This is a genomic window from Pseudomonas sp. S3_E10 (assembly GCF_054667615.1).
The window spans coordinates 5,113,496-5,138,900 of the sequence record NZ_CP162743.1 but is presented as its reverse complement, the minus strand read 5'-3'; the positions used below and the strand labels follow the sequence as shown (position 1 = coordinate 5,138,900).

Below are 25,405 nucleotides of genomic sequence, written 5' to 3'. Positions count from 1 at the left end.
TTGAGCCGGGACGATGATATCTAAGCGTTGAGCGGCAAAGTGATGGCCAATTGGCACTTTTTCAACCGCCGCCTGTCAATCGCACATCACGGCCGAAGTAGTACGTCATCATGCACAGCTGGAAGAAAATCTCGCTGACCGAAGATCTGCAGCGGAGCCTGCCGGGGCATCAGGTCGATTGCATCCTGATCAACGGCTGGAACGCTACCGTCTTCGTCCGACAGCTCGAACATGACTCAATGTTTTGCACGACGGGAATCAACCTGGCCCAACTGACAGACAATTCAAGCATTCAGAAGCTTGCTGACGAATTGGTTTTCGAGATTGATATGTCCAAGGGAGGGAGAGTTGGGTAGCGTTCCCTTTACCTGAGTTGCGCGCGTGTTTTGGACACGAGAAACGCAAAAGCCCCGCTTTCGTTGGGCTTTCGTTTGAATCTTGGCGGGGAGCCAGGGAACGCTATTAACAGTCCCACTTAGCGGATAGTGATGTCCCTACCGAAGTATTGCTCGGCGTCATACTTTCCGATCACTTGCTCCAAGGTCTCGTGGTTATTGTCCATTACCAATTTGTGTGAGATTGCGCTGAGCGCAATTAAGATATCCTTACATTCAATACGTGCTTGCATGACTGAACTTGAGGCGGTTGTGAGAACTTGAGAAAGCAATTCATGATTCTTTTCAATCAGGCACACAATAAAATTGTATGTTACCTTATAGCACAAATCCATATCTTCGATTTCTTTCGGCCTAACAACCTTTTCTAAAAAATCCTTTTCTTTACCCGCAGGGACAAATTCTTGAACCCAATAAAAATAGGATTCATCGAAGATAATGGATTTGATGGCGTTTAATATTTTTCCATTGGTAGCTATTTTATTAAATATAACGGCTGCGAACTCATCAGACACGTCAATCAATTCATCGCCGTATTCATTATTAAGCAAGGTGATCATTGCGTGAAGCTCTTTGAGCAGGGATACATTGCCAGAGCCCATTTCATTATATGCTTCGCCAACCTCATCAATATTACGTTTGAATACGCCAATATATTTATCACCCTCTTTAATAGCATCAAGGAGAGGAATCAAGCTGTAGCGTCTAACCTGTATCAGCTCATAAAACTGGCCCAGCTCTTCACGAATATCTTGCAAGCGCTCCACCGACGCTGCTAAAAAATTACTGTCATCTCTTATCGCTTTATTCAAGCGAGTGAAGTCCAATACATCGTTAGACCAGAGCACGCGCAGGTCGATACTTTTTTCAAAGGCTTGTGTCTTGCTAACCAGTATCGAATACTTATCTTCTATTTCAAAAAGCACATCTTGAACTTTTTGAAGACCTGTTGATCTTGCGTGCTGATTGATTCCACGAATCTTTTCAGCTTCGGCTTGTTTCTTTTGACGAACACTCCAAGTAATTGCCGCACCTACAATTGTCAAGCTTGTCGCCATATCAAAGCCAAGCTGGATATTACTGAACCATGTGCTCATTTCATTCCCTTAAATATCATTTTTCTAGCCGTACACGTCGTAACAACTGATTTAAAATCAATTTTCACGCCGTAGAAACAGTGTTGACATGCTTTTTTGGATCGTACCCTGGCTCCGCCTGGGCACACCTCCGGTAAGTCGCTACGTCATGTATCACGTAGATCAACCGCAATCAACTGCGCGCCCCCCTTGAATCGGCCTACTACTCACCAGAAACCCTACGAGAGTGAATCGACAGAAGCCCGCCTGATGCCGTGATCAGTCCTGACCAAGCTTAAAGAAGACGCAAAAAACAGATTCAATCGCTCCGCCTTTTTGTAGATGCCGGATGGCTGCTTCCCTCCGTCGAGTACTTCGAGAATGGGTCCGCTCATTGCGAAGTTGTCCAATGTAAGCCTGGCCGGTTCTGTGCCGACAGTCAGAAAGTGGATCTACTGTTTCAGCAGCATCAGCCAAGCGCAGATTTCAGCGATCTAACAGGCGATAGAGCGCTTGAGCATGGGATGTCGCGAACCCGAGTCGTGGCTCGATACGACGTTCCTTGATGGCACATGCGAGCTGCAGGTGCGTCCAACCCCTTAGAGGCTCCAGTCGCGTCTCCCCCACCAAAGCGTACTGTTCCAAAGTCGAGGCCTTTCCCATAAGAGGCGTTACGGTCGAATATTGCGCTGATCCCTAGCACCACTTTATGTGCCGCATAGCCTGTATCAGACGGCGTAGTAGTTCATTTGTCCATATTCAGTAGTTCCTGCATCCGCACGCCAATGATTCCTCGCAACCAAGCGGCATGAAACTCCATGTCTTCCAGAGAAGTTCCCTCAGCCAATCGATATACGAACTCCTTGTCCCTCGGCCCCTGACAAACAACGCTAAAATAGCCATCACGGTCATAACTGGCTAACACGTAAGGACAAATACAAATAATGTCGTCAAATGGCACCTGCACTTCGGTTGGTTTACGGCCGCGACGGGTGACAGTGAGGGTAAGCAGTTGTTGGTTTTCATCGAATGTGAAGGCCAGCACTCTAGCCGCAGAGAAAACCCACGCGAAGACCAGCCCCATGAGCACAACACAACCAATCAGCCCCAGAATGAGCGTCGACATTGTGAGACCCGACTCATCGCTGCTCGGTTCGCCTTGCATCGCTTCGAACCCGAGAAGGAGCAAAATCATCAGTACTAAGCCCGGCAACAACCCAAGCACCACAAAGCAGAAACCCAGAATGGCCGCACCCGTGCTGCCAAAGGTCAGTAAGTCCGGGCCGCGATGCCAAATAGGGGGATGGGCGGCGGGGCTGCCATTGCTTGATGCGACTAGAGACGCTGCGGCGCGGTGAGGTGAACGTTGACGATTCATCTAGCAGGCTCCAGGGGGGGCTGCGTAGACAGTACCACTACCGCCAGACATTCGGACCAAGAGGCATTGGGCCTTCTCATATATTTAGGAGTAACCGTCGTGCTCCACCCAAACCCCAGATACACAAAAGCCCCGCATTGCGGGGCTTTCGTTTGAATCTTGGCGGGAAACCAGGGATTCGAACCCTGGGAACGCTATTAACGTTCGCCGGTTTTCAAGACCGGTGCATTCAACCACTCTGCCAATTTCCCTTGTGCATTGCAGGATTATTGTAGGCCATCCTGTCTCAGCGGGCGCCATAATACCCGAATGAAACACACTGTCAAACTCTCGCCATAGCTTGTTACAGAGCGTCTGTTATGATCTTTGCGACTGAACGTTTCAAAACCGAAGGAGTGTCGCCATGCGCGAACAGAATTACGCAGTGAATGGTAACGCGCAGGCTGAGCAGCTTGAAGTCAGCCGCGTATTGCGCAACACCTATGGCCTGCTCGCCCTTACCCTCGCTTTCAGCGGAGTAATGGCGTTCGTGGCGCAGCAGATGCGCGTCGGCTACCCGAACATCTTTGTGGTGCTGATCGGCTTCTATGGTCTGTTCTTCCTGACCAACAAGCTGCGTGACTCGGCCTGGGGCCTGGTATCGGCGTTTGCCTTGACCGGTTTCATGGGCTTTATCCTCGGCCCTATCCTCAACCGTTACCTCGGCATGGCCGGCGGCGCGCAAGTGGTGAGTTCGGCATTTGCCATGACGGCCCTGGTGTTTGGTGGTTTGTCGGCCTATGTGCTGATCACCCGTAAGGACATGAGCTTCCTGGGCGGTTTCATCACCGCGGGCTTCTTCGTATTGCTGGCGGCGGTGGTTGCAGGCATGTTCTTCCAGATCAGCGGCCTGCAACTGGCGATCAGCGCGGGTTTTGTGCTGTTCTCCTCCGTGTGCATCCTGTTCCAGACCAGCGCCATCATCCACGGCGGTGAGCGCAACTACATCATGGCGACCATCAGCCTGTATGTGTCGATCTACAACCTGTTTATCAGCCTGTTGCAGATCTTCGGCATCATGAGCCGCGACGACTGATTGCCAGCCACATAAAAATGCCCCGTATCGAAAGATGCGGGGCATTTTTTTATCAAAGAGCAGGACGTCAGTACTGGTTGGGTTCCATTTCCAGCTCGACCTCAAAACGCTCAGAGATGTCACGCTGGATGCACCGGGCCAGGTTGGCAATGTCTTGCCCCGTGGCGCCGCCATAATTGACCAGTACCAGCGCCTGTAATTTGTGTACGCCCGCATCGCCGTCACGAAAGCCCTTCCAACCGGCCTTGTCGATCAGCCAGCCTGCGGCAAGCTTCATTTGCCCGTCAGCCTGAGGGTAGGCCACCAGATCCGGGTACCGCGCCCGCAGCTTTTCGGCCAGGGCCTCGGGTACCAACGGGTTCTTGAAGAAGCTGCCGGCATTGCCCAGCACGGCCGGGTCCGGCAGTTTTTCGCTGCGGATGCTGCAAATCGCGCGGCTGACATCGCTCGGCGTCGCCTCGGTAATCCCCTGCCCGGCCAGGCGTTGTTGCACCGGGCCGTAGTCTAGCTTGAGGTGGCTGGCGCGGCTCAGGGCAAAGCGCACGCGCAGGATCAGCCAACGCCCGGTCTCGTGTTTGAACAGGCTGTCACGGTAGGCAAAGTTACACTCTTGCAGGGTGAACTCCCGCAGCTCGCCGGTTTGGCGATCCAGCGCAGTGAGGCCCGCGAATACGTCCTTGATCTCCACACCGTAGGCGCCGATGTTCTGCATCGGGGCTGCGCCGACGGTGCCGGGAATCAGGCTGAGGTTTTCCAGACCGCAGAAGCCCTGCGCCAGCGTCCACAGCACGAACGGGTGCCATGCCTCGCCCGCTTCGGCCTCGACCACCACATGCACGCCATCATCGTGCAGCACGCGAATGCCCTGAGTGGCCATGCGCAAAACCAGCGCTGAAATATCCTGAGTCAGCAGCAGGTTGCTACCACCGCCAATCACCAGCAGCGGCAGCGCCTGCGCGGCGGCGCAGGCCAGGGCTTCGCGCACATCCGCGTCGCTATGGGCCTCGGCGAACAGCCGGGCGCGCACGTCGATACCGAAGCTGTTGAATGGCTTGAGCGATACCTGCGCACGTACTTGCAAGGTCATAACCGCCCCTTCAATTCGATCACCAATAAATCACAGGCTCGTTCGATCAGGTCCAAGACCCGCTCGAAACCTTGCTCGCCTTCGTAATAAGGGTCTGGCACCTCGTCCACTTCCGAGTCGTAGCGGCGCAGGAACAAATCCAGCTCAGCCTTGCCTTGCCCCGGTTGCAGCGCCTTGAGGTTGCGCAGGTTGCTGTTGTCCATGGCCAGGATCAGGTCATAGCGCGCAAAATCGGCGCGGGAGACCTGCTGCGCACGTTGGGCCGACAAATCGTAACCGCGCTCCAGCGCCGCACGCTGGCTGCGCTGGTCCGGCGGGTTGCCGATATGCCATTCGCCGGTACCGGCGGATGCCACCTCGATCCGGCCGGCCAGCCCCGCTTCGCGTAACTTGTGCCGCAGCACACCTTCAGCAGTGGGCGAGCGGCAGATATTGCCCAGACAGACAAACAGAACCTCCATCAAGCCCCCAGCAGGCGACGAACGCGATCAAGGTCTTCCTGGGTGTCGACACCCGCCGGCGGCGCTTCCAGGGCATCGCCCACGTGGATGCGCACGCCATGCCACAAGGCACGCAGTTGCTCCAGGGATTCGGTGTTTTCCAGCCAGCATGGGCCCCAACTGACGAAGTCATGCAGGAAACCGGCGCGGTAGGCGTAGATGCCGATATGGCGGCGATAAGGCACGCCTGCCGGTAGCACATCACGTTTTTTGGCGAAGGCGTCACGCGCCCAAGGCAAGGTCGCGCGACTGAAGGTGAGCGCTAGGCCGTTGATATCGCTGACCACTTTGACCACGTTCGGGTTGAACAGCGTTTCAATGTCTTCAATCGGCTCCGCCAGGGTCGCCATGCGCGCTTCACCATGGGCCGCCAGGTTGGCGGCCACCTGGTCGATCACGCTTGGCGGAATCAGCGGCTCGTCACCTTGCACATTGACCACAATGGCGTCAGGCGCCAGGCCAAGCTGAGTGGCGACTTCGGCCAGGCGGTCGGTGCCGGAGTTATGGTCTTCGCGGGTCAGTACCGCCTCGGCACCAAAACCTTTGCAGGCTTCGATAATACGCGGGTCATCGGTGGCCACCACCACGCGCTCTGCGCTGCTTTTGCAGGCCTGTTCCCACACCAGTTGGATCATCGGCTTGCTGCCGATCAGTTGCAGCGGCTTGCCCGGCAGGCGGGTCGATGCGTAGCGTGAGGGAATGACAACAGTAAAGGCAGTGGTCATTTATCCAGACGCTCGTCGGTGGTCAGGGTGCGTGCTTCGCTTTCAAGCATCACCGGGATACCGTCACGGATCGGGTACGCCAGGCCGGCGCCTTTGCTGATCAGCTCGGTTTTGTCGGCGCTGAGCTTGAGCGGGCCTTTGCAGATCGGGCAAGCGAGGATGTCGAGCAGTTTGGTGTCCATGAGTGTTTCCTGGAAAGAAGCGTTTTAAGGCAAGAGTCGGTCAGGCAGCAGGCGCATCAGTTGCGTGTCGAACCAGGCGACGAACGCCGGCGACGGCAACGCATCCACCGCAAGGTACCACCAGTCGGGCCGGGCAAAGGCGCGGCACTTGACCGCGTCTTTTTCGGTCATGACCAGCGGCAGCGACGGCGTAAAATTCAGGACCTCGGCGCTGTACGGCGCATGGTCGGCAAACGCATGGGGGATGGGTTGCCAGTGTAGCGTTTCAAGGGTGTTGAAGAAACGTTGCGGGTTGCCGATACCGGCGACCGCATGCACCCGCTGGCCCGGAGCGAAGTGCTCGACGCAGCGGCGCTCGCCGGTCTGCAGGTTGATCAGCGCGCTGGGCTGCAGGCGAAAGGCAAAACCATCGTCGCGATCTGAGCCGGCGCCGTTATAAAGCAGCGCATCCACACTCTGCAAACGCTCCACCGGCTCGCGCAATGGCCCGGCCGGCAGGCAATGGCGGTTGCCCAGGCCACGGGCGGCATCGATCAGCACCAACTCCAGGTCGCGAGCCAGACGGTAGTGCTGTAGGCCGTCATCAGAGAGGATCAGGTCGAGAGGTTCGCTGGCCAGCAGTGCCTTGACCGCGCGACTGCGGTCGGGGTCGATCATCAAGGGCACGCCGCAACGCTGTACGATCAGCAAAGGTTCATCCCCCGCCACCTCGGCGCTGTGGCTGGCCTCGACGCGCCACGGCAAGCGCGGCGGCTTGGCACCATACCCACGGCTCACCACGCCCACGCGTACGCCGCTGCGCCGGCAGTGTTCGATCAACCACAGGATCAACGGCGTCTTGCCGGTGCCCCCCACGGTAATGTTACCGACCACCACCACCGGCACCGGCGACTGATAAATATCGCCCTCGCCCGCCACGAACCGCGCGCGCTTGCGCGCCACAATACGGCGATACAGTGACTCCAGCGGCCGCAACAGGGTGAGCGCCGGATGCCCCTCGTACCAGGCCTTGAGCAAACGATCGGACATGGCCATCAGGGTTGGCTCGCCGCCTCGACGGTGCTCATGCGCAGGTGGCTGAAACCCAGCTTGCCGGCGGCATCCATCGCGGTGATCACGGCCTGATGCTGGGTCTTGCCATCGGCACTGATGGACAACGGCATCTTGGTATCGCCCCCGGACTCTTTTTCCAAGGCGACCATCAGGCTGGCGAGGTCGTTTTTCTCCAGCACCTGGTTATTCACCGAGAACACGCCGTCGGCGCTGATGGCGATGTCAATCTGCTTGACCTCCTGGTCTTCGGCCGGCGAACCGCTCACCGCTTCCGGCAAGTCGACACGCAGCTCGGTCTGCCGGGTGAAGGTGGTGGTGACGACAAAAAACAGCAGCAGGATAAACACCACGTCGATCAGCGACGCGAGGTTGATATCAACGTTTTCCCGTTGCTTGCGGCGAAATTTCACGCTGTGCCCCCGACGAGGTCCACGTCACGGTCGCCCTGAACCACTTCCACCAACTTGATGGCTTCCTGCTCCATGCCGACCACCAGTTCATCGATGCGCCGTTGCAGGAAACGATGGAAAAACACCGAAGGAATACCGACCATCAGGCCCGCCGCCGTGGTGATCAGCGCCTTGGAAATACCACCGGCCAGCACAGCGGCGTTGGTACTCATGCCCGAACCCATGAACGAGCTGAAAATATCGATCATGCCCAGTACCGTACCCAGCAAACCGAGCAGCGGGGCCATGGCGGCGATGGTGCCGAGGGCGTTGATGTAGCGCTCCAGCTCATGGATAACCCGGGCGGCGGCCTCTTCGATGCATTCCTTCATGATCTCGCGGCCATGCTTGGAGTTGGCCAGGCCCGCTGCGAGGATTTCACCCAGCGGCGAGTCGGCGCGCAGGGCCTTGAGTTTTTCCTTGTCCAACTGCTTGTTCTTGATCCAGCCCCAGACCTGCCCCAGCAGATGCTCGGGGGTGACGCGGCTGGCGCGCAGAGTCCACAGGCGTTCGGCAACGATGCCGAGTGCGGCGACGGAGCTCAAGATGATCGGCAACATCATCCAGCCGCCGGATTTGACCAATTCCCACACAGTGAATGTCCCCTCGAAAAAGTGCGCCACTTTACCATATAGGTTTGGCAGCGGGGTCTGTCGGCCATGGCGCCGCCTGTCGCAGGCTCCAGCGCCGGTTAACGCTGGATCAGGGTAACGCTTCACGCCAGAAACGGCGTTGACCGCGCGCAACAACCGGGGGTGCGAAGGCCCCCAATTGCAGGCGCACGGCCCCCTGTTCGGCGCTGTCGTATACCCGACTGCCCAAGGCCTTATAGCGCTGCATGACCTGCTGGTGAGGATGACCGAACGCGTTGCCACGCCCCCGGGAAATCAACACCGACCCAGGCGCCAGCCGCTGAAGAAAAGGCCACGACGATGAACTGCGGCTGCCATGGTGAGGGGCTTGCAGCCAATCGGTGCGCAGCGCCAAGGGAGAGTCGAGAAACGCCCGCTCAGCGGCACGATCGATATCCCCCGTCAGCAGTAACCGCTCACCATTGGCCTGCACCTGCAACACGCAGGATTTGGGGTTTCCGGCAGTGGCATCAGGCCATTGCCAAAGTTCGAAGATCACGCCGTCCCAGGTCCACTGCTCGCCGCTGCTACAGGGTTGGGTGTCGAGCAATGCCGGTAGCCCCCCGGTTTCGCCGCCCACGACACGCTTGACCGGCAGTGCGCGGGCCACGGCCGCCGCGCCACCGGCGTGGTCGGCATCGGCATGACTGAGCAGCATCATGTCCAACGCACCTACACCAAGCTTTTTCAATGCCGGCACCACCACGCGCGCGCCCAGGTCCATCGCCCCCGAGCGCGGGCCCGCATCGTAGAGCAAGGTGTGATGGCGCGTGCGCAGGATCAACGCCTGCCCCTGCCCCACATCCAACTGCAACACGTCCACCCGTCCATGGGGTACCTGCTCGCGCGGGGGAAATACCGCCAACAGCAGCATCGGCCAACCCAACACCCGAAACGGTACGCCCTTGGGCAGCAGCAACAGCACCGCGCCCGCCAGGCTCACCCACCAACAAACCAGGGGCACCTCAGCCGGTATCCACGCAGGCACGTGCCCCGCAAGCCATGCCAAACCTCTGAACAACCCATCCAGCGCCCCACCCGCCAGCCACAGCAGCCACTCTCCTGCAAGGGGCACTCCTAACAGCACGCTCCCCAGCAACGCCAGAGGCAACACCACCAGGCTGATCCACGGCACAGCCACCAAATTGGCCAGCGGCGCACTGACGCTGATCGGCAACCCCAACACCAGCAGCGCCGGAAACAAACCGATGGCAATCAACCATTGCGGTCGCGTCCAGGCCTGCCAGACACTCCAAGGCCCCAGGCGGCCCCCGAATGCCAGCACCAGCACAGCGACGGCCGCAAAGGACAACCAGAACCCGGCTTGCAGGCTGGCCAATGGTTCAAGGATCAGCACCGCGACCAGCGCCAGCAACAGCGGCCACCAGAACCCCAGATGACGAAAGCGCAAACGCCACAACAACACCAACCCCACCATGACGCAGGCCCGCTGCACCGGCACGCCGAACCCCGCCAACACGCCATAGCCCAGTGCCGCCGCAAATGCCAGGCCGCACGCCCACGGCAGCCATGGCCAGGCGCGGGGCCAGCAACCGTAGCGCGCAAGCAGCGCGACCAGCCCGTAGATCAACCCTGCCAGCAAGCCGATGTGTTGGCCGGAAATCACCAGCAAATGCACCGTGCCGGTATCCTGCAACACCTGCCAGTCCTTGGCCTCCAGCCCGGAACCATCTCCCAGCACCAACGCCGCCAGACCGGCTTCGCGCCCCTGGGCATCCACCGCCAGCAGGCGTTGGCGCACCGTGTCGCGCCAGGCATGGCGCGCCGGCGTCAGGCGTTCGCCGTCCTTGACCGACCCGGTGGCACCGATGCGTTGGGCCAGCAGCCAGGCTTCATGATCAAACCCGTGAAAATTAAGCAGCCCCGACGGTCGCCTGAGTGTCACCGCCAGGCGCCAGCGCTCCCCGCTGCGCACCGCTGGCCCGCCGTGCCAGGATACCCGGATACGCGAAGGTAGCCGCGCATTGCGCGACCGGCTGTCGGCCAAGTCGAAACGCACTCCCGTAGCGGTCTGCTGCGGCAAGCCGATCACACGCCCTTCGAGCCAACGCGTCTGACCATCGAGCGCAGGCTGCAGGCGATCATTCAATGCCCACTGCGCGCTGATGCACGCCCAGCTCAGCCCCAGCAGGAAAAACGCCAGTGCAAAGGTGCGAAAAGGCAGCAACATCAACGCCAACACCAACATGGCTATAAGCCACCCCACTGACGGCAGCGCCGGCAGGAAACGTAAGGCAAGTAGCCCCAGCGCCAACGTAAACATCCCTGTTTTCATGGATCATCCTTTTCAAGTGACCCATTCAGTCATAGCGGGGGGTTCAGCGCGCCCAATGATGTTTTGTCACAAAGTCTGAATTTTCTGTTTATAGAATGCGCGCATACTTGCCCCTCGAACTGACCTGGACCCCTTATGCCCCGGCGCTTATTCAAACGGTACATGCCCGACCCCACCAGTATCAGGGAACACAAGTCATTACAGTTTCTGGGTACGTTGCTGCATGACCCTAACCTCTGGCACCTGAACCGGCACTCAGTGGCGCGCGCCATGGCAGTGGGGCTGTTCGCGGCGTTTATCCCGATTCCGTTGCAGATGTTACTGGCGGCAATATTGGCGATTACGGTACGTGGCAATATGCCCATCGCGATCAGCCTGGTCTGGCTGACCAACCCGATCACCATGCCGGTAGTGTTTATCTGCACCTATATGACCGGCGCCTGGCTGATGAATGTACCGCCGCGCAGCCTGCCCGATGACCTGACCTGGGAATGGATCAGCGGCCAGTTGAGTACGTTGTGGCAGCCCTTCCTCCTCGGCTCCGTGGTATTGGGGCTGGTGCTGGGCGCACTGGCCTACTGCCTGACCATGGGTTACTGGCGCTGGTGGGTCGCGCACCAGTGGAAGAAACGCAAGCAGCGTCGCGGTTGACGCCTAGCGTGCCGGTAACCGCAGGTGCACCCGCAGGCCTTGGCCGGTATTTTCCGCCCATAGGCTGCCGTCCTGACGCTGCACCGCGTTGCGTGCAATGCTCAGCCCCAACCCAAACCCTCCGTCGCCGGGCCGCGAGCCATCCAAGCGAGTAAACGGCGCAAAGATCCGCTCAAGATCCCGCTCATCGATCCCTGCACCCTGGTCTTCCAGCCACAGGTGCCAATACGCGCCATCGCGCCGTCCATCCAGGCACACAACGCCGCCGTCCGGGGAATGGCGGATAGCGTTGCGCAGGATATTTTCCAGGGCCTGGGCCAGGGCATTCAGGTTGCCCCGCACCCAACAGTCAGTGGCCAATAGGCACGGCAGGCGTGACGCAGGCCAATCACTTTCGTAACAAGCGTTCTCGCGCAGCATGTCCCACAGGGCCTGTAGTTGAATATCCTCCTTGGGCAGCGGTGCCCGCTCGGCATCCAGCCAAGCCAGTTGCAGGCTGTCTTCCACCAGGCGTTGCATGGCGTCTATCTCCCGCCCCAGCCGGTCGCGCAGTTGCGTCAGGTCCTGCTCACTGTCACACGCCACGCGCAGGCGGCTCAATGGCGTGCGCAGTTCATGGGACATGTCGCGCAGCAACTGCTGCTGCAAAACCATCGTCCCCTGCAAGCGCTCGGACATATGGTCAAAGGCCCGACCAAGCTCACCCAATTCATCCTGGCGACTGGTCGCGTCATGGGACAGCCGCGTGTTCAACTGATCGGCACGCCAGGCATTGGCCTGCTCGCGCAACTGATTGAGGGGCATGATCAGCAACCGATACAAGCCAATGCACAGCAGCAAGGTAAACAGGCCGGGAATCACGCCGTTGGTTACGACGCGCCAGAACACTTGGTAACGCCCGGGCATAAAGCGCTGCGGCAATTCGATCACAAGCGAGCCGACACCTGGGTCGACCGCAAATGGGATCTTCAACCACGGCAAGCCCTTTATGTGACGACTCACCGGCCAATCCAGGCCGCGCAGGAATGTCAGGCGCTGGCTTTCGGTGTCGCTCAGTGGATAGCTGCTCAACGACTGCAAGTCATTGCCGATCACGCCCACCCAGGTGCTTTCACGCTGGCGCATCGCCTGCAACCACGCGTCAACGCCGGCGTTGCCGTCACGGTTCCAGGCCTGTTCGGCGCCGACGGCATAACCACTCAAAGTGACCCTCGCCTCGTCGGACAGGTACGCGTTCTGTTGCTCCATGTACCGGCCCCAGGACCAACTGAGCCAAATCATCAGCAAACAGAAGGCGATCAACAGGCAGGCCAGCTTCCAGAATAACGAGTGCTTGCCCGGCAGCCGTTTGAGCGAAGCCTTAAAGCCCGTCGTCATGACCGCTCAACACATAGCCCTTGCCCCACACCGTGCGCACTTCGCGCTCGCTATAGCCGATGGCCTTGAGCTTGCGACGGATCTGGCTGACATGCATGTCGAGGCTGCGGTCATGGGGTGCATAACCACGTTGCAGCACCTGTTGATAAAGAAAAGCCTTGCTGAGGACTTCTTCGGCATTGCGATGCAGGGTTTCCAGCAGACGATATTCGCTGCGGGTCAGGCCGGCCCAGCGCTCCTGATAAAACACATCCCACTGTTCATCGTCCAAACGCAGGCTGTGCGCATCCTCACGTAGCGGTGCCAGGGTCGGCGCGGGGCGGCGATCCAGGGCCACCCGACGCAGGATGGCCTCGATGCGCACGCGCAGCTCGACCATGCTGAAGGGTTTGGGCAGGTAATCATCGGCCCCCAGGCGAAAACCGCTGATGCGGTCGGCCTCGGCGCCCAGGGCCGACATAAGGATCACCGGGATCGAATGACTGCGGCGCAAATGGGTGAGGACCGACAAGCCATCCAGCCCCGGCAGCAGGATATCCATCAACACCACGTCGAAAGCCTGCGCGCGTGCCATCTCCAGGCCTTGTTGGCCGTTTTGGCACCACGTCACCTGAAAGCCGCAGCGCCCAAGGTGCTCGTGCACATACGCGCCCAGCACAGGGTCATCTTCAATGGTCAGGATACTGGGTAGGCCAACGGCTGCGGGATTCATTAGCGTCTGCAAGTCATTCTCAATCGCTGATTATTCAAGATTACCCCGCCGCAGGCAATCGCTGCCGGGCACCGAGTGCCCGAAGATTGCGCTCGGTCGTTAATTTGCAAGATTCCACCCCGTGCAAATGGCTACACTGCGCAGGTGGCGCGGGCCGGATGCCGGCGCGGAAGATTGATATCAGTGTCGTAGCAGGAGAGTGGCGTGCTTAGAAGAATGGGGATAAAAGGCCGCGTACTGTTGCTGACCTTATTACCGACCAGCCTGATGGCCTTGCTGTTGGGCGGGTATTTCACCTGGATGCAGCTCTCGGAGTTGCAGACCCAACTGCTGCAACGTGGCGAAATGATCGCCGAGCAATTGGCGCCCCTGGTGGCGCCTGCCTTGAGCAGCAAAAACACCGACCTGCTGGAGCGCATCGCCACCCAATCGCTGGAACAACCGGACGTACGCGCCGTGTCCTTCCTTGCGCCAGACCGCGCGCCCCTCGCCCACGCCGGCCCGACCATGCTCAACCAGCCGCCGGTCGGCAACAGTGCGCATCTGTTGCAGCGCACCGGCAACGACGCCACTCGCTATCTCATGCCGGTATTTGGCCGCCACCGCAACCTGGCGGGCGACTGGATTCCCGATGAGGCCGACCGCCTGCTGGGCTGGGTCGAGGTGGAGCTGTCCCATAACGGCATGTTGCTGCGCGGCTATCGCAGCCTGTTCGCCAGCCTGTTGCTGATTGCCATCGGCCTGATTTTTACCGCGGCCCTGGCGTTGCGTATCAGCCGCACCATCAACTCGCCGCTTGGCTTGATCAAACAAGCCGTGGCTCAACTCAAGGACGGCAACCTGGAAACCCGCTTGCCCGCCTTGGGCAGCCAGGAGCTGGATCAACTCGCTTCGGGCATCAACCGCATGGCCGAAACCCTGCAAAACGCCCGGGAAGAACTGCAACACAGCGTCGACCAGGCCACCGAAGACGTGCGCCAGAACCTGGAAACCATCGAAATCCAAAACATCGAGCTGGACCTGGCACGCAAGGAGGCCCTGGAGGCCAGCCGTATCAAATCGGAGTTCCTGGCCAATATGAGCCACGAAATCCGCACACCGCTCAACGGCATCCTGGGCTTTACCCACTTGCTGCAAAAAAGCGAACTCACACCGCGCCAACTCGACTACCTGGGCACCATCGAAAAATCCGCCGATAACCTGCTAGGCATCATCAACGAGATCCTCGACTTCTCGAAGATCGAGGCCGGCAAGCTGGTGCTCGACAGCATCCCGTTCAACCTGCGCGATTTGTTGCAAGACACCCTGACCATCCTCGCCCCCGCCGCGCACGCCAAGCAGTTGGAACTGGTGAGCCTGGTCTACCGCGACACGCCGCTGGCCTTGGTGGGCGACCCGCTGCGGCTCAAGCAGATCCTCACCAACCTGATCAGCAATGCGATCAAGTTCACCCGCGAGGGCACTATCGTGGCCCGCGCGATGATCGAGGACCAACAGGAAGACAGCGTACAACTGCGCATCAGCGTGCAGGACACGGGCATCGGCCTGTCCAGCCAGGACGTGCGCGCGCTGTTCCAGGCATTCAGCCAGGCCGACAACTCGCTGTCGCGCCAGCCGGGCGGCACCGGGCTGGGCCTGGTGATTTCCAAGCGTTTGATCGAACAGATGGGCGGTGAAATCGGCGTCGACAGTACGCCGGGCGAAGGCTCGGAGTTCTGGATCAGCCTGAGCCTGCCCAAGACCCGCGATGATGTCGAAGACCTGCCTTGCGCGCCGCTGCTGGGCCATCGCGTGGCCGTGCTGGAAAACCATGAGCTGGCACGCCAGGCCTTACAGCATCAGTTGGAAGACTGCGGCCTTGAAGTCACGCCGTTCAATACCCTGGAAAGCCTGACCAACGGCATCACCAGCGCCCATCAGACCGAGCAGGCCATTGACCTGGCAGTGCTCGGCGTGACCGCCAACGACATTCCGCCCGAGCGCCTCAACCAACATCTGTGGGACTTGGAGCACCTGGGCTGCAAAGTGCTGATCCTGTGCCCGACCACCGAACAGATGCTGTTCAACCAATCGGTGCCCAACCCCAATAGCCAGTTGCAGGCCAAGCCGGCGTGCACCCGCAAGCTGCGCCGGGCGCTGGCCGACCTGATCAGCCCGCGCCCGTCGCGCAACGAACCGGGCGAGCCGCTGGCCAGCCGTGCGCCGCGCGTGCTGTGTGTGGACGACAACCCGGCGAACTTGCTGCTGGTGCAAACACTGCTTGAAGACATGGGCGCGAAGGTGCGCGCGGTAGAAAGCGGCTATGCAGCGGTCGACGCGGTAAAACAGGACACCTACGACCTGGTGTTGATGGACGTGCAAATGCCCGGCATGGACGGACGCCAAAGCACCGAGGCGATTCGCCAGTGGGAAAGCGAACGCCACGGCACGCCATTACCGGTAGTCGCCTTGACGGCCCACGCCATGGCCAATGAAAAACGGGCCTTGCTGCAAAGCGGCATGGACGATTACCTGACCAAACCCATCAGCGAACGGCAACTGGCGCAGGTGGTGCTGAAATGGACGGGCCTGGCCCTGCGTAATCAAGGGCCGGAGCGCGCCACGGAAGGCCTCGGCCCGGGCGTGCAACTGCCGGTGCTGGACCATGAGGAAGGGTTGCGCCTGGCCGCCGGCAAGGCTGACCTGGCGGCGGATATGCTCGCCATGTTGCTGGCCTCGCTGGAAGCCGATCGCGAGGCCATCAACGTCGCCCGCGACGCCAGTGACAACCTTGCCCTGATCGAACGCGTCCACCGCCTGCACGGCGCCACCCGCTACTGTGGCGTGCCGCAACTGCGCGCCGCCTGCCAACGTGCCGAAACCCTGCTCAAACAGGACGATGCCAAGGCCATGAGCGCGCTGGACGAATTGGAAATGGCCATCGCCCGGCTGGCCAGTGAAGCGCGGATCAGCGCCTGAACTTATCAATAAGGACGCCTTTGATGCGCGTGATTCTTTTCAGCAGCCAAACCTACGACCGCGACAGTTTTCTCGGCGAACCCTTGCCGGCGGGCCTGGAACTGCAATTCCAGCCGGCCCGGCTCAACCTCGACACCGTGGCCCTGGCCGAACACCACGAAGTGGTCTGCGCCTTTATCAACGACGACCTCAGCGCGCCGGTGCTGGAGCACCTGGCCCGGGGCGGCACCGGGCTCATCGCGCTGCGCTCGGCGGGCTATAACCATGTCGATCTGGCCGCCGCCAAACGCCTGGGCCTGACCATCGTGCGCGTACCGGCCTACTCGCCCCACGCCGTGGCCGAACACGCGGTGGCGCTGATCCTCGCCCTGAACCGCCGCCTGCACCGCGCCTACAACCGCACCCGCGACGGCGACTTCAGCCTGCACGGCCTGACCGGTTTCGACCTGGTGGGCAAGACCGTCGGCGTGGTCGGCACCGGCCAGATCGGCGCGACCTTCGCCAAGATCATGGCCGGGTTCGGCTGCACATTGCTGGCCTACGACCCCTTCCCCAACCCACAGGTCCAAGCCCTGGGCGCGCGCTATGTCAGCCTGCCCGAGCTGATGACCGAGGCCCAAATCATCAGCCTGCATTGCCCTCTGACCGCCGACAGCAAACACCTGATCAACGCAGGTTCGCTGGCGCAGATGCAGCCCGGCGCCATGCTGATCAACACCGGCCGCGGTGGGCTGGTGGACACCCCGGCGCTGGTCGACGCGCTCAAGGACGGCCAACTCGGCTACCTGGGGCTGGATGTCTACGAAGAAGAAGCCCAGTTGTTTTTCGAGGATCGCTCCGACCTGCCCTTGCAAGATGACGTGCTCGCGCGCCTGCTCACCTTCCCCAACGTGATCATCACCGCGCACCAGGCGTTCCTTACCCGCGAAGCGCTGGCGGCGATTGCCGGCACCACGCTGAGCAACATTGCCGCATGGGCCGGCGGCAAGGTACAAAACCGCGTGGAGGGATGATCAGCGGTCACATACCAGGCTCATGATAGGCCGGCACCCGTGATAGGATGCCGCGCCTATTTGGAGGATCCATGGCCGAACACGATTTCCGCTTCAGCTTGCTGAGCCCGCAACACACCCTGATCGAATGCCGCGCCCTGGTGCCGGGCCGTTACCAAGTCACCGGCAACGGTGGTTCGATCAAGCATGGCGACGTACTGATCGTCACCCTGCGCGGCAGTAAAACCCTGTCGATGCGCCTGACCGTCGAAGGCGATGCGCGCTACTCCATCCGCCCGGCCGGCCAATGGGTCGCCATGGCTCAGGGGCCCAAATTCGGCGAATTGGAAATTCACACCTGGAAGGTCAACTGCGACAGCTGCGACAGCGTGCTGGAGTTTGAATTCGCGGTGGAAACCAAGCTGACCAAAGAGCCGCTGCAACCCGCCGCCAACGCGCGTATCAAAGAACTGGGCTGGACCAGCGAAGGCGACAAGCACCGCTGCCCGAAATGCCAGCAGGCTGCGCAATGAAACGCTTGCTGCTGCTCGCCGCCATCGGGGCGGCCCTGAATGGCTGCGCCGGTGACGGGGTAAGACTCAAGCAAGACCACAGCTACGTGGTGGAGTGGATCGGTGAGCGGCCATTGATGGATTACGCGCACCTGACCGTGACCCTAGGCGCCGATGGTCGCGCCTATGGCAATGGCGGTTGCAACCACTGGTTTGCACCGTACACCCTGGACGGCAACACGCTCACCTTCGGCACGCTGGGCAGCACCCGCAAGCTGTGCGGCGAAGCCTTGATGGAGCAGGAAAACCGCTTCTTCCAGGCCCTGCGGGGCGTGCAGCGCTGGGACATCTCGCCGATCGAACAGACACGGTTCTGGCCGGCCGAGGGCAAGCCGATTCGCTTGTGGCTTGAAGAAGGCTGATCCTGACTCCGACTGGATCGAGATCCAAATGTGGGAGGGGCTTGCTCCTCCCACATTTGATTTGAGGTGTTGCTTTAACCGCGCAAGGCCTTGAGCTTGGCCAGTACGCCCTGCGCCGTCTGCTCACCCATCAGCTGCTCACGCACCTTGCCTTTGTCATCGATGATGTAGGTGACCGGCAGTGCTTCGCTGCGCGGAATATCAAAGATCCCTTCCGGGTTCTGCGCCAGCACGGTGAACTTGATGCCCAGTTTGTCGCTGGCCGCCTTCAGCTCTTCCCCCTGCACATTGTCGAAGTTGACCCCGAACACCCCCACGTTCTGCGCCTTGAGCTGTTCGGCCAGGGCGTTGAGTTCAGGGATTTCCGTGCGGCACGGGCCACACCACTCCGCCCAGTAGTTGACCACCAGCCATTGCTTGTCCAAACGTTGGGCCGCGACTTTCTGACCGTACTGGTCAACACCGTAGTCATTCCCGCAGCCGCTGAGCAGCAGGGTTGTAATGATCGCCAATGCACCGATCAGTCGACTTGTCATGGGGTAATCCTTCGCAAAAATGAACGTTGGCTGCGAGCTATCGCCTCTTACGGTTTAAGGACGGGGCGCCGCGCGGGTAGAATACTCGCCACCTTACGCAAGATGCGACCCGCACATGACCGATCTGACGCTTTATCACAACCCGCGCTGCTCGAAATCCCGCGGTGCGCTCGAACTGCTCGAAGCGCGCGGCCTCACTCCCACCGTCGTGCGCTACCTGGAAACCCCACTGAACGCCGCGCAAATCAAGGCCCTGCTCGCCAAGCTCGGGCTCAACGCGCGCCAATTGCTGCGCACTGGCGAAGACGAATACAAAAGCCTCAACCTGGCCGACGCCAGCCTCAGCGAAGCGCAACTGATCGCCGCTATCGCCGCGCACCCCAAGTTGATGGAACGCCCGATCCTGGAAACCGCCGACAAGGCCGTCATTGGCCGCCCACCGGAAAACCTGCTGGAGATTCTGCCGTGACCACTGCGTACGTGCTGGTGTTGTATTACAGCCGCAACGGCTCGGTCAGTGAAATGGCCCGGCAAATCGCCCGGGGCATCGAGCAAGGCGGGATGGAAGCGCGCTTGCGTACCGTGCCGGCGATCTCCACCGAGTGTGAAGCCGTGGCGCCGAGCATTCCGGACGAAGGCGCGTTGTATGCGAGCCTCGACGACCTCAAGCACTGCTCGGGCCTGGCCCTGGGCAGCCCGACACGTTTCGGCAACATGGCCGCGCCGCTCAAGTACTTCCTCGACGGCACCAGCAACCTGTGGCTCACCGGCGCGCTGGTCGGCAAGCCGGCCGGGGTGTTTACGTCCACCGCCAGCCTGCACGGCGGCCAGGAAACCACACTGATGTCGATGCTGTTGCCGTTGTTGCACCACGGCATGCTGATTACCGGCCTGCCCTACAGCGAACAAGCCTTGCTCGACACCCAAGGCGGCGGCACGCCGTATGGCGCCAGCCACCATTCCGGGCCAGACGGCAAGCGCCTGCTCGATCAACATGAAATCGCGCTGTGCCGGGCCTTGGGCCTGCGCCTGGCCACCACCGCCACGCTGCTGGAGAACGGCCGTGGCCAGAAAACCTAAGGTTCTGCCGCCCCAGGCGTGGCTGGAGCCGCGTGTCAAGGTTGCTCGGGCGCTGAGCCTGCTGGCGTTCTTCGCCCTGGTGGGGTTGTTGTGCGTGTATTACCTGTTTGTGGCCGACCTGCATGGCGCACGGCCGTGGGTGATCCTGCTGATCGAACTGGTGCCACTGCTGGTGCTGGCGCCGGGGATCTTGGTCGGCAGCGCACGAGGGCATTCGTGGATGTGCTTTGTGGTGAACCTGTATTTCATCAAGGGCGCGCTGGCGGCCTATGACCCGAACCGGCAGGGGTTCGGGGTGCTGGAGATGCTGGCGAGTCTGGCGGTGTTTTGTACGGCGCTGCTGTACGTACGCTGGCGGCATCAGTTGAACCGGCGGCTGGCGGCAGCCTCACCTGAGCCTCAGTGATTCACCGTATACGCCAGCATCATCGACAACTGGCACATCGGCCGCCCACTCTCGGCGTGCCACTGGTTGAACGCGCCCTGCACCGCTGCCAAATCGCGCAGACTGGTGGGGGCCTTGTCGACGATTTTCTGTGCGTTCAGGGCCGCCACTACGTCATAGCTCGGCACGAACGTGTCCTTGCCGACCATGCGCAAGAAACGCGGCGCCGACAGCCCGCCCAGTTGATGGCCGTGTTTGCTCAGGTACTTCCACAACCCGACGATGTCGGTCACCGGCCAGTCGGCGATAAACGCACCGAAGCTGCCCTTCTCCTGCTCAATGTCGAGGATCATCTGCGCGTTGCGCGGTACGCTCTTGAGCTTGCCCAGGTGCCGGATGATCCGCGTGTCCTGCATCAGGCGCTCAAGGTGCTCGGCGCCCATCAGCACGACTTTTTCCGGGTCGAAACCGAAAAACACCTGCTCGAACGCCGGCCATTTGGCGTCCACCACGCTGTGCTTCAAGCCCGCACGGAATACCCGCAAAGCCAGGGTAGACAGATAGCGGTCATCACTGATCCTGCGCAATTGCGCAGGGGTCTTGGGTACAGGCAGATGGGCGTCCAACTCGGCCGCTGAACCAAAGCGGTTCAGACAATATTCGTGCAGCCACTTGTAATCGCGCATGCCCTCTCCTGGGGATAGAAAATGAAAACGGCGCCTGTGAGCGCCGTCTTTCAGAGCGTTGAAAAACGTTAGAGGTTCACAACATTGACGAAACGCGACGCTGCGGTCTCATCAATTTTCAGGCTGGTGAAGTCGAACAGGTTGCGGTCGGCCAACTGCGACGGGATCACGTTCTGCAGGCTGCGAAAGATACTGTCGGTACGGCCTGGCGTCTTGCTTTCCCAATCCAGCAGCATCTCCTTGACCACCTGGCGCTGCAGGTTTTCCTGGGAGCCACACAGGTTGCACGGGATGATCGGGAACTGCTTGAGGTCGGAGTAGGCCTGGATGTCCTTCTCGTTGCAATACGCCAGTGGGCGAATCACCACATTGCGTCCGTCGTCGGCACGCAGCTTGGGCGGCATGGCCTTGAGCGAGCCGTTGAAGAACATATTCAGAAAGAAGGTCTCGACGATATCGTCACGGTGATGACCCAGGGCCATCTTGGTCGCGCCGATTTCGTCGGCAAACGTATAGAGCGTGCCACGGCGCAGGCGCGAGCACAGCGAGCAGGTGGTCTTGCCTTCCGGAATAAGCTCCTTGACCACCGAATACGTGTCTTTTTCGACGATGTGGTACTCGATGCCCAGTGCTTTCAGATAGGCCGGCAGCACATGCTCGGGAAAGCCCGGTTGTTTCTGGTCCATGTTGACGGCGACGATCTCGAACTTGATCGGCGCGACCTTTTGCAGGTGCAACAGCACGTCGAGCATGGTGTAGCTGTCTTTACCGCCAGAGAGGCAAACCATGACCTTGTCGCCATCCTCGATCATATTAAAATCGGCGACTGCTTCACCGGCCAGGCGGCGCAGGCGTTTTTGCAGTTTGTTCTGGTTGACCGTGAGAGTGCCCATTGCGCTTGGATCCGCTAAAGGTGTGTGACGAAAAGCGCAGCATTTTACCTTCATGAACGACCGAGTTCCATGGTGGGCGGGGGTTTGCTCCCGACGCGTTATATCGGGCGCCTGTTTATTAACCGACCCACTGCCATCGGGAGCAAGCTACCTCCCCCATTAAAATGCATGCCTGCCACAGACCTCGGCGCGATTACGCCCGGTATTTACAGCGCGATTTGCTCTAAAGGCCCTACAGTCATTCCGGTCATACCTTCCTATACTGCGACATGAGGTCGCACACATATCCAGACCTTTCAGGCCATTTGGCCCGTGGGCGCTCCGATGGGGGGCGATGGTAATAACGACAGGAGTGACTGGCATGATCCATCACGTCGTGGGGCTGTTTACCCATCCCGACCAGGAATGGCGGGAAATCCGTGGCGATAAAGAAGAAAGCATCGGCCACATGTACTTCACTCACACCCTGATTCTCGCGGCGATCCCCGCGATTTCAGCGTTTATCGGCACCACCCAGGTCGGCTGGGTCATCGGCAACCGCGCGCCGGTGATGCTGACCCAGGAAAGCGCGTTATGGATGACCATCATGTCGTACGCGGCCATGCTCGGCGGCGTGGCGGTGATGGGCGCCTTCATTCATTGGATGGCGCGCACCTATGATGCCAGCCCCAGCATGGCGCGCTGCGTGGCCTTTGCCACCTACACCGCCACGCCACTGTTTATCGGCGGGCTGGCCGCGCTGTACCCGCATATGTGGCTGGGCATGGTCGTGGGCACGGCGGCGATCTGCTACACGGTGTACCTGCTGTATGTAGGGTTGCCGACCTTCATGAACATCGATCCGGACGAAGGCTTTCTGTTTTCCAGCTCGGTGCTGGCTGTAGGCCTTGTGGTGCTGGTAGCGATCATGGCGTTCACCGTGATCGTCTGGGGCCTGGGCGTAGGCCCGATTTATACCAACTGACCCGACAACCCCCAAGGCAAAGCCACCGCAAGGTGGCTTTGTGCGTGATGCACGACCATTCGGCGCCTGACAGATTCGGAAACACACGGTTGTGCGGCATACTGGGCCTCTCTGGAGATAGGTACAGCATGCCCGAGCAACTCAATACCCGCGTCGAAGAGTGTTTCCTGCAAGCCGAATTCTTTTTCAAACGAAGCTTCAAACGCCCCCAGGTCAGCCTCAAGCTGCGGGGCCAAAAAGCCGGTGTCGCGCATTTGCACGAGAACCTGCTGCGCTTCAACCCACAGCTGTACCGTGAAAACAGCCAACATTTCCTGAAGCAGACCGTAGCCCACGAAGTGGCGCACCTGATCGCTCACCAATTATTCGGCGAACGCATCCAGCCCCATGGCGAGGAATGGCAATTGATCATGCGTGGGGTCTACGAACTGCCGCCGGACCGTTGTCACACCTATGCCGTGAAACGCCGCCAGGTGACGCGCTACATCTACCGTTGCCCGTGTGCCGACAGCGACTTTCCATTTTCGCCGCAGCGCCATGGAATGGTGGGCCAGGGGCGGCGGTATTTGTGCAGGCGGTGTCGGCAGACCCTGGTGTTTACCGGGGAAACCCGGGTGGAATAGGGACCTTATCGGGAGCAAGCCCCCGATAGCGCCAGATCAGTCACCCAACCACCTTGGCGTGCCGCAGTTCGGCTATGCGCTGAGCACTCAGCCCCAACTGCGCCAACACCTCATCACTGTGCGCACCCACCGCGACACCCATATGCCGAGGCGCCGGCAACCCCTCGGAAAACTTCAGCGGGCAGGCCAGTTGCGCCTGTGTCGAGCCATCGCCCCGGGGTACTTGGCTCACCAGTTCGCGCGCTTTCAATTGGGGATGTTCCGCCGCCTCGGCGAAACTCAACACGGGCTCCACACACGCATCCAGCTCGGCAAACAGCACACACAGTTCGTCAAAACTGCGCGTCTCGAATTCCACCTGCAACGCCTGTTTCAGCGCCGGTTGTCGCTCCGGGTCCAGGCCCCACGCAGCCAACTCGGGCCGCCCTAACGCCATGCATAACTGCTGCATAAACGCCGGCTCCAGGCTGCCGACCGACATCCAGCGGCCATCGCGGGATCGGTAGTAATCGTAGAAGCTGCCCCCATTGAGCGCGTGTTTTTCCCACCCAGGCTCTACTCCGCACGCCAGGTAACCCGCACCCGCCATAGCGTTGAGGCTGAATGAGCAGTCGGTCATGCTCACATCCAGGTATTGCCCCACCCCGCTCTGCTGTCGGGCGATCACCGCCGCCAACAACCCCACCACCGCGTGCAAAGAACCGCCGCCCACGTCCGCCAGTTGCACGCCCAACGGCAACGGCCCGCTGCCCTGGCGCCCGGTGTGGCTGGCCAGCCCCGCCAGGGCCAGGTAGTTGATATCGTGGCCGGCACGATCCTTATAGGGGCCGGTCTGGCCATAGCCGGTGATCGACACATAGATCAACCTTGGGTTGATCGCCTTCAACGCCTCATACCCCAGGCCCAGGCGCTCCATCACGCCGGGGCGAAACTGTTCCAGCACGATGTCGTAGCCTGTGACCAGCGCGCGCACGATCTCCAGCGCTTCGGGCTGCTTGAGGTCCAGCGCCAGGCTGCGCTTATTGCGGTTGAGGTAGGCATGGCCCGCCGACGTGCCCCGGTCATGGGGCGGCAGCACACGCAACAGGTCCATACGCGTGGGCGATTCGATACGCAGCACCTCGGCGCCCATGTCCGCGAGCATCAACGATGCGAACGGGCCGGGCAGCAAGGTAGAAAAATCCAACACTTTGAGGGACGCCAAGGGACCTGACATACGAACTCCATTTGCGATTCGACTGACCACAGACTAGGCAGCCTTGGCCCTACCGGCAATCGCCGGAACAGTCACCGGCAGTGACCGTTTTGATCACGGCGGGCTTTTTCGCGGCGGCGGCTTTATCATTGGCTCACGTTTGCTTGCCGAGTGTTCCATGAAGTTTGCGATTGCCTTGTATTCCGCGGCCCACGCACCCTCCTCGCGCCGCGCCTTGCTGTTCGCCCAGGCGGCGCTGGCCGGCGGCCACGAGATTGTGCGGCTGTTTTTTTATCAGGATGGCGTGTACAGCGCATCCAACACCATCGTTGCGCCCCAGGATGAGCAAGACATTGCCCGACAATGGCGTGAGTTCGTCAGCCAACACCAGCTCGACGGCGTGGTGTGCATCGCCGCCGCGTTGCGCCGTGGCGTGCTCAACAGCGAAGAGGCCACGCGCTATCAACGCAGCGCGATCAACCTGGACGCGCCGTGGGCGCTGTCGGGCCTGGGGCAGTTGCATGATGCGATCCAGGCTGCCGACCGCCTGATCTGTTTTGGAGGGCCGTGA

The 25,405-nt window shown here is 60.4% G+C and carries 29 protein-coding genes and 1 tRNA gene; 13 read left to right on the top strand and 17 right to left on the bottom strand.

What is annotated here, in order from left to right; translation table 11 throughout:
* Positions 1–110 precede the first annotated feature (110 nt).
* Positions 111–356 (top strand): hypothetical protein, encoded by a 246-nt coding sequence (locus AB4N98_RS23595; RefSeq protein WP_017527230.1) that lies wholly within the window; start codon positions 111–113, stop codon positions 354–356.
* A 119-nt stretch (positions 357–475) separates the two neighbouring features.
* Here AB4N98_RS23595 and AB4N98_RS23590 read toward each other — a convergent pair whose 3' ends face one another.
* The 3 genes from AB4N98_RS23590 to AB4N98_RS23580 form a co-directional block, all read right to left on the bottom strand.
* Complete coding sequence (locus AB4N98_RS23590; protein WP_460148945.1) at positions 476–1,492, bottom strand: hypothetical protein; 1,017 nt, start codon at positions 1,490–1,492, stop codon at positions 476–478.
* Positions 1,493–2,216: 724 nt separating this feature from the next.
* Positions 2,217–2,849, bottom strand: a complete 633-nt coding sequence (locus AB4N98_RS23585; protein ID WP_065877392.1) for an ABC transporter permease — start codon at positions 2,847–2,849, stop codon at positions 2,217–2,219.
* Positions 2,850–3,009: 160 nt separating this feature from the next.
* Positions 3,010–3,100, bottom strand: a tRNA-Ser gene (locus AB4N98_RS23580).
* Positions 3,101–3,252: 152 nt separating this feature from the next.
* On the opposite strand from AB4N98_RS23580, the gene AB4N98_RS23575 reads away from it, so the two are divergent.
* Positions 3,253–3,924, top strand: a complete 672-nt coding sequence (locus AB4N98_RS23575; RefSeq protein WP_017527229.1) for a Bax inhibitor-1/YccA family protein — start codon at positions 3,253–3,255, stop codon at positions 3,922–3,924.
* A 67-nt stretch (positions 3,925–3,991) separates the two neighbouring features.
* Here AB4N98_RS23575 and murB read toward each other — a convergent pair whose 3' ends face one another.
* The 8 genes from murB to AB4N98_RS23535 all read right to left on the bottom strand — a co-directional run bounded on the left by murB (position 3,992) and on the right by AB4N98_RS23535 (position 10,848).
* Positions 3,992–5,011 carry a UDP-N-acetylmuramate dehydrogenase gene (gene murB / locus AB4N98_RS23570; protein ID WP_065877393.1) on the bottom strand — a complete coding sequence of 340 codons (1,020 nt, stop codon included), beginning with the start codon at positions 5,009–5,011 and terminating at the stop codon, positions 3,992–3,994.
* Positions 5,008–5,472 (bottom strand): low molecular weight protein-tyrosine-phosphatase, encoded by a 465-nt coding sequence (locus AB4N98_RS23565; protein ID WP_017527227.1) that lies wholly within the window; start codon positions 5,470–5,472, stop codon positions 5,008–5,010. The genes murB and AB4N98_RS23565 overlap by 4 nt, the downstream gene beginning before the upstream one ends.
* The gene (gene kdsB / locus AB4N98_RS23560; protein ID WP_017527226.1) at positions 5,472–6,236 is read right to left on the bottom strand and encodes a 3-deoxy-manno-octulosonate cytidylyltransferase; all 765 of its coding nucleotides are present in this window, start codon (positions 6,234–6,236) and stop codon (positions 5,472–5,474) included. Before kdsB ends, AB4N98_RS23565 begins: the two co-directional genes overlap by 1 nt.
* Positions 6,233–6,418, bottom strand: a complete 186-nt coding sequence (locus tag AB4N98_RS23555) for a Trm112 family protein (RefSeq protein WP_003174668.1) — start codon at positions 6,416–6,418, stop codon at positions 6,233–6,235. The genes kdsB and AB4N98_RS23555 overlap by 4 nt, the downstream gene beginning before the upstream one ends.
* Positions 6,419–6,442: 24 nt before the next feature.
* Entirely contained in the window at positions 6,443–7,453 is a 1,011-nt protein-coding gene (gene lpxK, locus AB4N98_RS23550; protein ID WP_065877395.1) for a tetraacyldisaccharide 4'-kinase, read from the bottom strand.
* A complete protein-coding gene (locus AB4N98_RS23545) occupies positions 7,453–7,881 on the bottom strand; it encodes an ExbD/TolR family protein (RefSeq protein WP_017527224.1) in 429 nt (142 codons plus the stop codon). Before AB4N98_RS23545 ends, lpxK begins: the two co-directional genes overlap by 1 nt.
* Positions 7,878–8,513, bottom strand: a complete 636-nt coding sequence (locus AB4N98_RS23540) for a MotA/TolQ/ExbB proton channel family protein (RefSeq protein WP_017527223.1) — start codon at positions 8,511–8,513, stop codon at positions 7,878–7,880. Before AB4N98_RS23540 ends, AB4N98_RS23545 begins: the two co-directional genes overlap by 4 nt.
* Before the next feature lie 109 nt (positions 8,514–8,622).
* Positions 8,623–10,848: a DNA internalization-related competence protein ComEC/Rec2 gene (locus AB4N98_RS23535; RefSeq protein WP_267864423.1), complete on the bottom strand. Its 2,226-nt coding sequence runs from the start codon at positions 10,846–10,848 to the stop codon at positions 8,623–8,625.
* A gap of 135 nt (positions 10,849–10,983) precedes the next feature.
* On the opposite strand from AB4N98_RS23535, the gene AB4N98_RS23530 reads away from it, so the two are divergent.
* A complete protein-coding gene (locus AB4N98_RS23530; RefSeq protein WP_017527221.1) occupies positions 10,984–11,499 on the top strand; it encodes a DUF2062 domain-containing protein in 516 nt (171 codons plus the stop codon).
* A 3-nt stretch (positions 11,500–11,502) separates the two neighbouring features.
* Here AB4N98_RS23530 and AB4N98_RS23525 read toward each other — a convergent pair whose 3' ends face one another.
* Together AB4N98_RS23525 and AB4N98_RS23520 are read right to left on the bottom strand one after the other, a co-directional pair.
* The gene (locus AB4N98_RS23525) at positions 11,503–12,876 is read right to left on the bottom strand and encodes a sensor histidine kinase (RefSeq protein ID WP_068937036.1); all 1,374 of its coding nucleotides are present in this window, start codon (positions 12,874–12,876) and stop codon (positions 11,503–11,505) included.
* Positions 12,860–13,588 (bottom strand): response regulator transcription factor, encoded by a 729-nt coding sequence (locus AB4N98_RS23520; RefSeq protein WP_065877401.1) that lies wholly within the window; start codon positions 13,586–13,588, stop codon positions 12,860–12,862. The genes AB4N98_RS23525 and AB4N98_RS23520 overlap by 17 nt, the downstream gene beginning before the upstream one ends.
* Positions 13,589–13,792: 204 nt before the next feature.
* Here AB4N98_RS23520 and AB4N98_RS23515 point away from each other — a divergent pair, with 204 nt between their 5' ends.
* From AB4N98_RS23515 to AB4N98_RS23500, 4 genes are all read left to right on the top strand, one after another.
* Positions 13,793–16,546, top strand: coding sequence for a response regulator (locus tag AB4N98_RS23515; protein WP_065877403.1), 2,754 nt, complete (start codon positions 13,793–13,795; stop codon positions 16,544–16,546).
* Positions 16,547–16,569: 23 nt separating this feature from the next.
* Positions 16,570–17,559, top strand: a complete 990-nt coding sequence (locus AB4N98_RS23510) for a 2-hydroxyacid dehydrogenase (RefSeq protein WP_065877405.1) — start codon at positions 16,570–16,572, stop codon at positions 17,557–17,559.
* Positions 17,560–17,630: 71 nt separating this feature from the next.
* Positions 17,631–18,071: a hypothetical protein gene (locus AB4N98_RS23505; RefSeq protein WP_065877407.1), complete on the top strand. Its 441-nt coding sequence runs from the start codon at positions 17,631–17,633 to the stop codon at positions 18,069–18,071.
* Positions 18,068–18,472 (top strand): META domain-containing protein, encoded by a 405-nt coding sequence (locus AB4N98_RS23500; protein ID WP_137219759.1) that lies wholly within the window; start codon positions 18,068–18,070, stop codon positions 18,470–18,472. Before AB4N98_RS23505 ends, AB4N98_RS23500 begins: the two co-directional genes overlap by 4 nt.
* A gap of 74 nt (positions 18,473–18,546) precedes the next feature.
* On the opposite strand, the gene AB4N98_RS23495 is transcribed toward AB4N98_RS23500, so the two are convergent.
* On the bottom strand, positions 18,547–19,008 hold the full coding sequence (locus tag AB4N98_RS23495; RefSeq protein WP_017527214.1) for a TlpA family protein disulfide reductase: 462 nt from the start codon (positions 19,006–19,008) through the stop codon (positions 18,547–18,549).
* Positions 19,009–19,123: 115 nt separating this feature from the next.
* Here AB4N98_RS23495 and arsC point away from each other — a divergent pair, with 115 nt between their 5' ends.
* The 3 genes from arsC to AB4N98_RS23480 are packed head-to-tail and all read left to right on the top strand — an operon-like array spanning position 19,124 to position 20,494.
* Positions 19,124–19,477, top strand: a complete 354-nt coding sequence (gene arsC / locus AB4N98_RS23490; RefSeq protein WP_017527213.1) for an arsenate reductase (glutaredoxin) — start codon at positions 19,124–19,126, stop codon at positions 19,475–19,477.
* A 53-nt stretch (positions 19,478–19,530) separates the two neighbouring features.
* A complete protein-coding gene (gene wrbA / locus AB4N98_RS23485) occupies positions 19,531–20,088 on the top strand; it encodes an NAD(P)H:quinone oxidoreductase (protein WP_460063957.1) in 558 nt (185 codons plus the stop codon).
* Positions 20,072–20,494, top strand: a complete 423-nt coding sequence (locus AB4N98_RS23480) for a DUF2069 domain-containing protein (protein WP_017527211.1) — start codon at positions 20,072–20,074, stop codon at positions 20,492–20,494. Before wrbA ends, AB4N98_RS23480 begins: the two co-directional genes overlap by 17 nt.
* On the opposite strand, the gene AB4N98_RS23475 is transcribed toward AB4N98_RS23480, so the two are convergent.
* Both AB4N98_RS23475 and ttcA read right to left on the bottom strand, forming a co-directional pair.
* Positions 20,488–21,159, bottom strand: a complete 672-nt coding sequence (locus tag AB4N98_RS23475; protein ID WP_065877411.1) for a DNA-3-methyladenine glycosylase I — start codon at positions 21,157–21,159, stop codon at positions 20,488–20,490. The two genes, AB4N98_RS23480 and AB4N98_RS23475, sit on opposite strands and share 7 nt — an antisense overlap.
* 68 nt (positions 21,160–21,227) lie before the next feature.
* A complete protein-coding gene (ttcA, locus tag AB4N98_RS23470) occupies positions 21,228–22,052 on the bottom strand; it encodes a tRNA 2-thiocytidine(32) synthetase TtcA (RefSeq protein ID WP_017527209.1) in 825 nt (274 codons plus the stop codon).
* Positions 22,053–22,413: 361 nt separating this feature from the next.
* Here ttcA and AB4N98_RS23465 point away from each other — a divergent pair, with 361 nt between their 5' ends.
* Positions 22,414–23,016 (top strand): Yip1 family protein, encoded by a 603-nt coding sequence (locus AB4N98_RS23465; protein WP_017527208.1) that lies wholly within the window; start codon positions 22,414–22,416, stop codon positions 23,014–23,016.
* Between the two features lie 128 nt (positions 23,017–23,144).
* On the top strand, positions 23,145–23,639 hold the full coding sequence (locus tag AB4N98_RS23460) for a SprT family zinc-dependent metalloprotease (RefSeq protein ID WP_017527207.1): 495 nt from the start codon (positions 23,145–23,147) through the stop codon (positions 23,637–23,639).
* 40 nt (positions 23,640–23,679) lie between these two features.
* Here AB4N98_RS23460 and AB4N98_RS23455 read toward each other — a convergent pair whose 3' ends face one another.
* Entirely contained in the window at positions 23,680–24,855 is a 1,176-nt protein-coding gene (locus AB4N98_RS23455) for a CaiB/BaiF CoA transferase family protein (protein ID WP_065877413.1), read from the bottom strand.
* Positions 24,856–25,012: 157 nt separating this feature from the next.
* On the opposite strand from AB4N98_RS23455, the gene tusD reads away from it, so the two are divergent.
* A complete protein-coding gene (gene tusD, locus AB4N98_RS23450) occupies positions 25,013–25,405 on the top strand; it encodes a sulfurtransferase complex subunit TusD (RefSeq protein WP_065877414.1) in 393 nt (130 codons plus the stop codon).

Excerpts from the sequence above, each read along its gene's own strand:
- AB4N98_RS23595 (WP_017527230.1), top strand. The coding sequence starts at position 111 with ATGCACAGCTGGAAGAAAATCTCGCTGACCGAAGATCTGCAGCGGAGC.
- AB4N98_RS23590 (WP_460148945.1), bottom strand. The coding sequence starts at position 1,492 with ATGAGCACATGGTTCAGTAATATCCAGCTTGGCTTTGATATGGCGACA.
- AB4N98_RS23585 (WP_065877392.1), bottom strand. The coding sequence starts at position 2,849 with ATGAATCGTCAACGTTCACCTCACCGCGCCGCAGCGTCTCTAGTCGCA.
- AB4N98_RS23575 (WP_017527229.1), top strand. The coding sequence starts at position 3,253 with ATGCGCGAACAGAATTACGCAGTGAATGGTAACGCGCAGGCTGAGCAG.
- murB (WP_065877393.1), bottom strand. The coding sequence starts at position 5,011 with ATGACCTTGCAAGTACGTGCGCAGGTATCGCTCAAGCCATTCAACAGC.
- AB4N98_RS23565 (WP_017527227.1), bottom strand. The coding sequence starts at position 5,472 with ATGGAGGTTCTGTTTGTCTGTCTGGGCAATATCTGCCGCTCGCCCACT.
- kdsB (WP_017527226.1), bottom strand. The coding sequence starts at position 6,236 with ATGACCACTGCCTTTACTGTTGTCATTCCCTCACGCTACGCATCGACC.
- AB4N98_RS23555 (WP_003174668.1), bottom strand. The coding sequence starts at position 6,418 with ATGGACACCAAACTGCTCGACATCCTCGCTTGCCCGATCTGCAAAGGC.
- lpxK (WP_065877395.1), bottom strand. The coding sequence starts at position 7,453 with ATGGCCATGTCCGATCGTTTGCTCAAGGCCTGGTACGAGGGGCATCCG.
- AB4N98_RS23535 (WP_267864423.1), bottom strand. The coding sequence starts at position 10,848 with ATGAAAACAGGGATGTTTACGTTGGCGCTGGGGCTACTTGCCTTACGT.
- AB4N98_RS23530 (WP_017527221.1), top strand. The coding sequence starts at position 10,984 with ATGCCCCGGCGCTTATTCAAACGGTACATGCCCGACCCCACCAGTATC.
- AB4N98_RS23525 (WP_068937036.1), bottom strand. The coding sequence starts at position 12,876 with ATGACGACGGGCTTTAAGGCTTCGCTCAAACGGCTGCCGGGCAAGCAC.
- AB4N98_RS23520 (WP_065877401.1), bottom strand. The coding sequence starts at position 13,588 with ATGAATCCCGCAGCCGTTGGCCTACCCAGTATCCTGACCATTGAAGAT.
- AB4N98_RS23510 (WP_065877405.1), top strand. The coding sequence starts at position 16,570 with ATGCGCGTGATTCTTTTCAGCAGCCAAACCTACGACCGCGACAGTTTT.
- AB4N98_RS23505 (WP_065877407.1), top strand. The coding sequence starts at position 17,631 with ATGGCCGAACACGATTTCCGCTTCAGCTTGCTGAGCCCGCAACACACC.
- AB4N98_RS23500 (WP_137219759.1), top strand. The coding sequence starts at position 18,068 with ATGAAACGCTTGCTGCTGCTCGCCGCCATCGGGGCGGCCCTGAATGGC.
- AB4N98_RS23495 (WP_017527214.1), bottom strand. The coding sequence starts at position 19,008 with ATGACAAGTCGACTGATCGGTGCATTGGCGATCATTACAACCCTGCTG.
- arsC (WP_017527213.1), top strand. The coding sequence starts at position 19,124 with ATGACCGATCTGACGCTTTATCACAACCCGCGCTGCTCGAAATCCCGC.
- wrbA (WP_460063957.1), top strand. The coding sequence starts at position 19,531 with ATGGCCCGGCAAATCGCCCGGGGCATCGAGCAAGGCGGGATGGAAGCG.
- AB4N98_RS23475 (WP_065877411.1), bottom strand. The coding sequence starts at position 21,159 with ATGCGCGATTACAAGTGGCTGCACGAATATTGTCTGAACCGCTTTGGT.
- ttcA (WP_017527209.1), bottom strand. The coding sequence starts at position 22,052 with ATGGGCACTCTCACGGTCAACCAGAACAAACTGCAAAAACGCCTGCGC.
- AB4N98_RS23465 (WP_017527208.1), top strand. The coding sequence starts at position 22,414 with ATGATCCATCACGTCGTGGGGCTGTTTACCCATCCCGACCAGGAATGG.
- AB4N98_RS23460 (WP_017527207.1), top strand. The coding sequence starts at position 23,145 with ATGCCCGAGCAACTCAATACCCGCGTCGAAGAGTGTTTCCTGCAAGCC.
- AB4N98_RS23455 (WP_065877413.1), bottom strand. The coding sequence starts at position 24,855 with ATGTCAGGTCCCTTGGCGTCCCTCAAAGTGTTGGATTTTTCTACCTTG.
- tusD (WP_065877414.1), top strand. The coding sequence starts at position 25,013 with ATGAAGTTTGCGATTGCCTTGTATTCCGCGGCCCACGCACCCTCCTCG.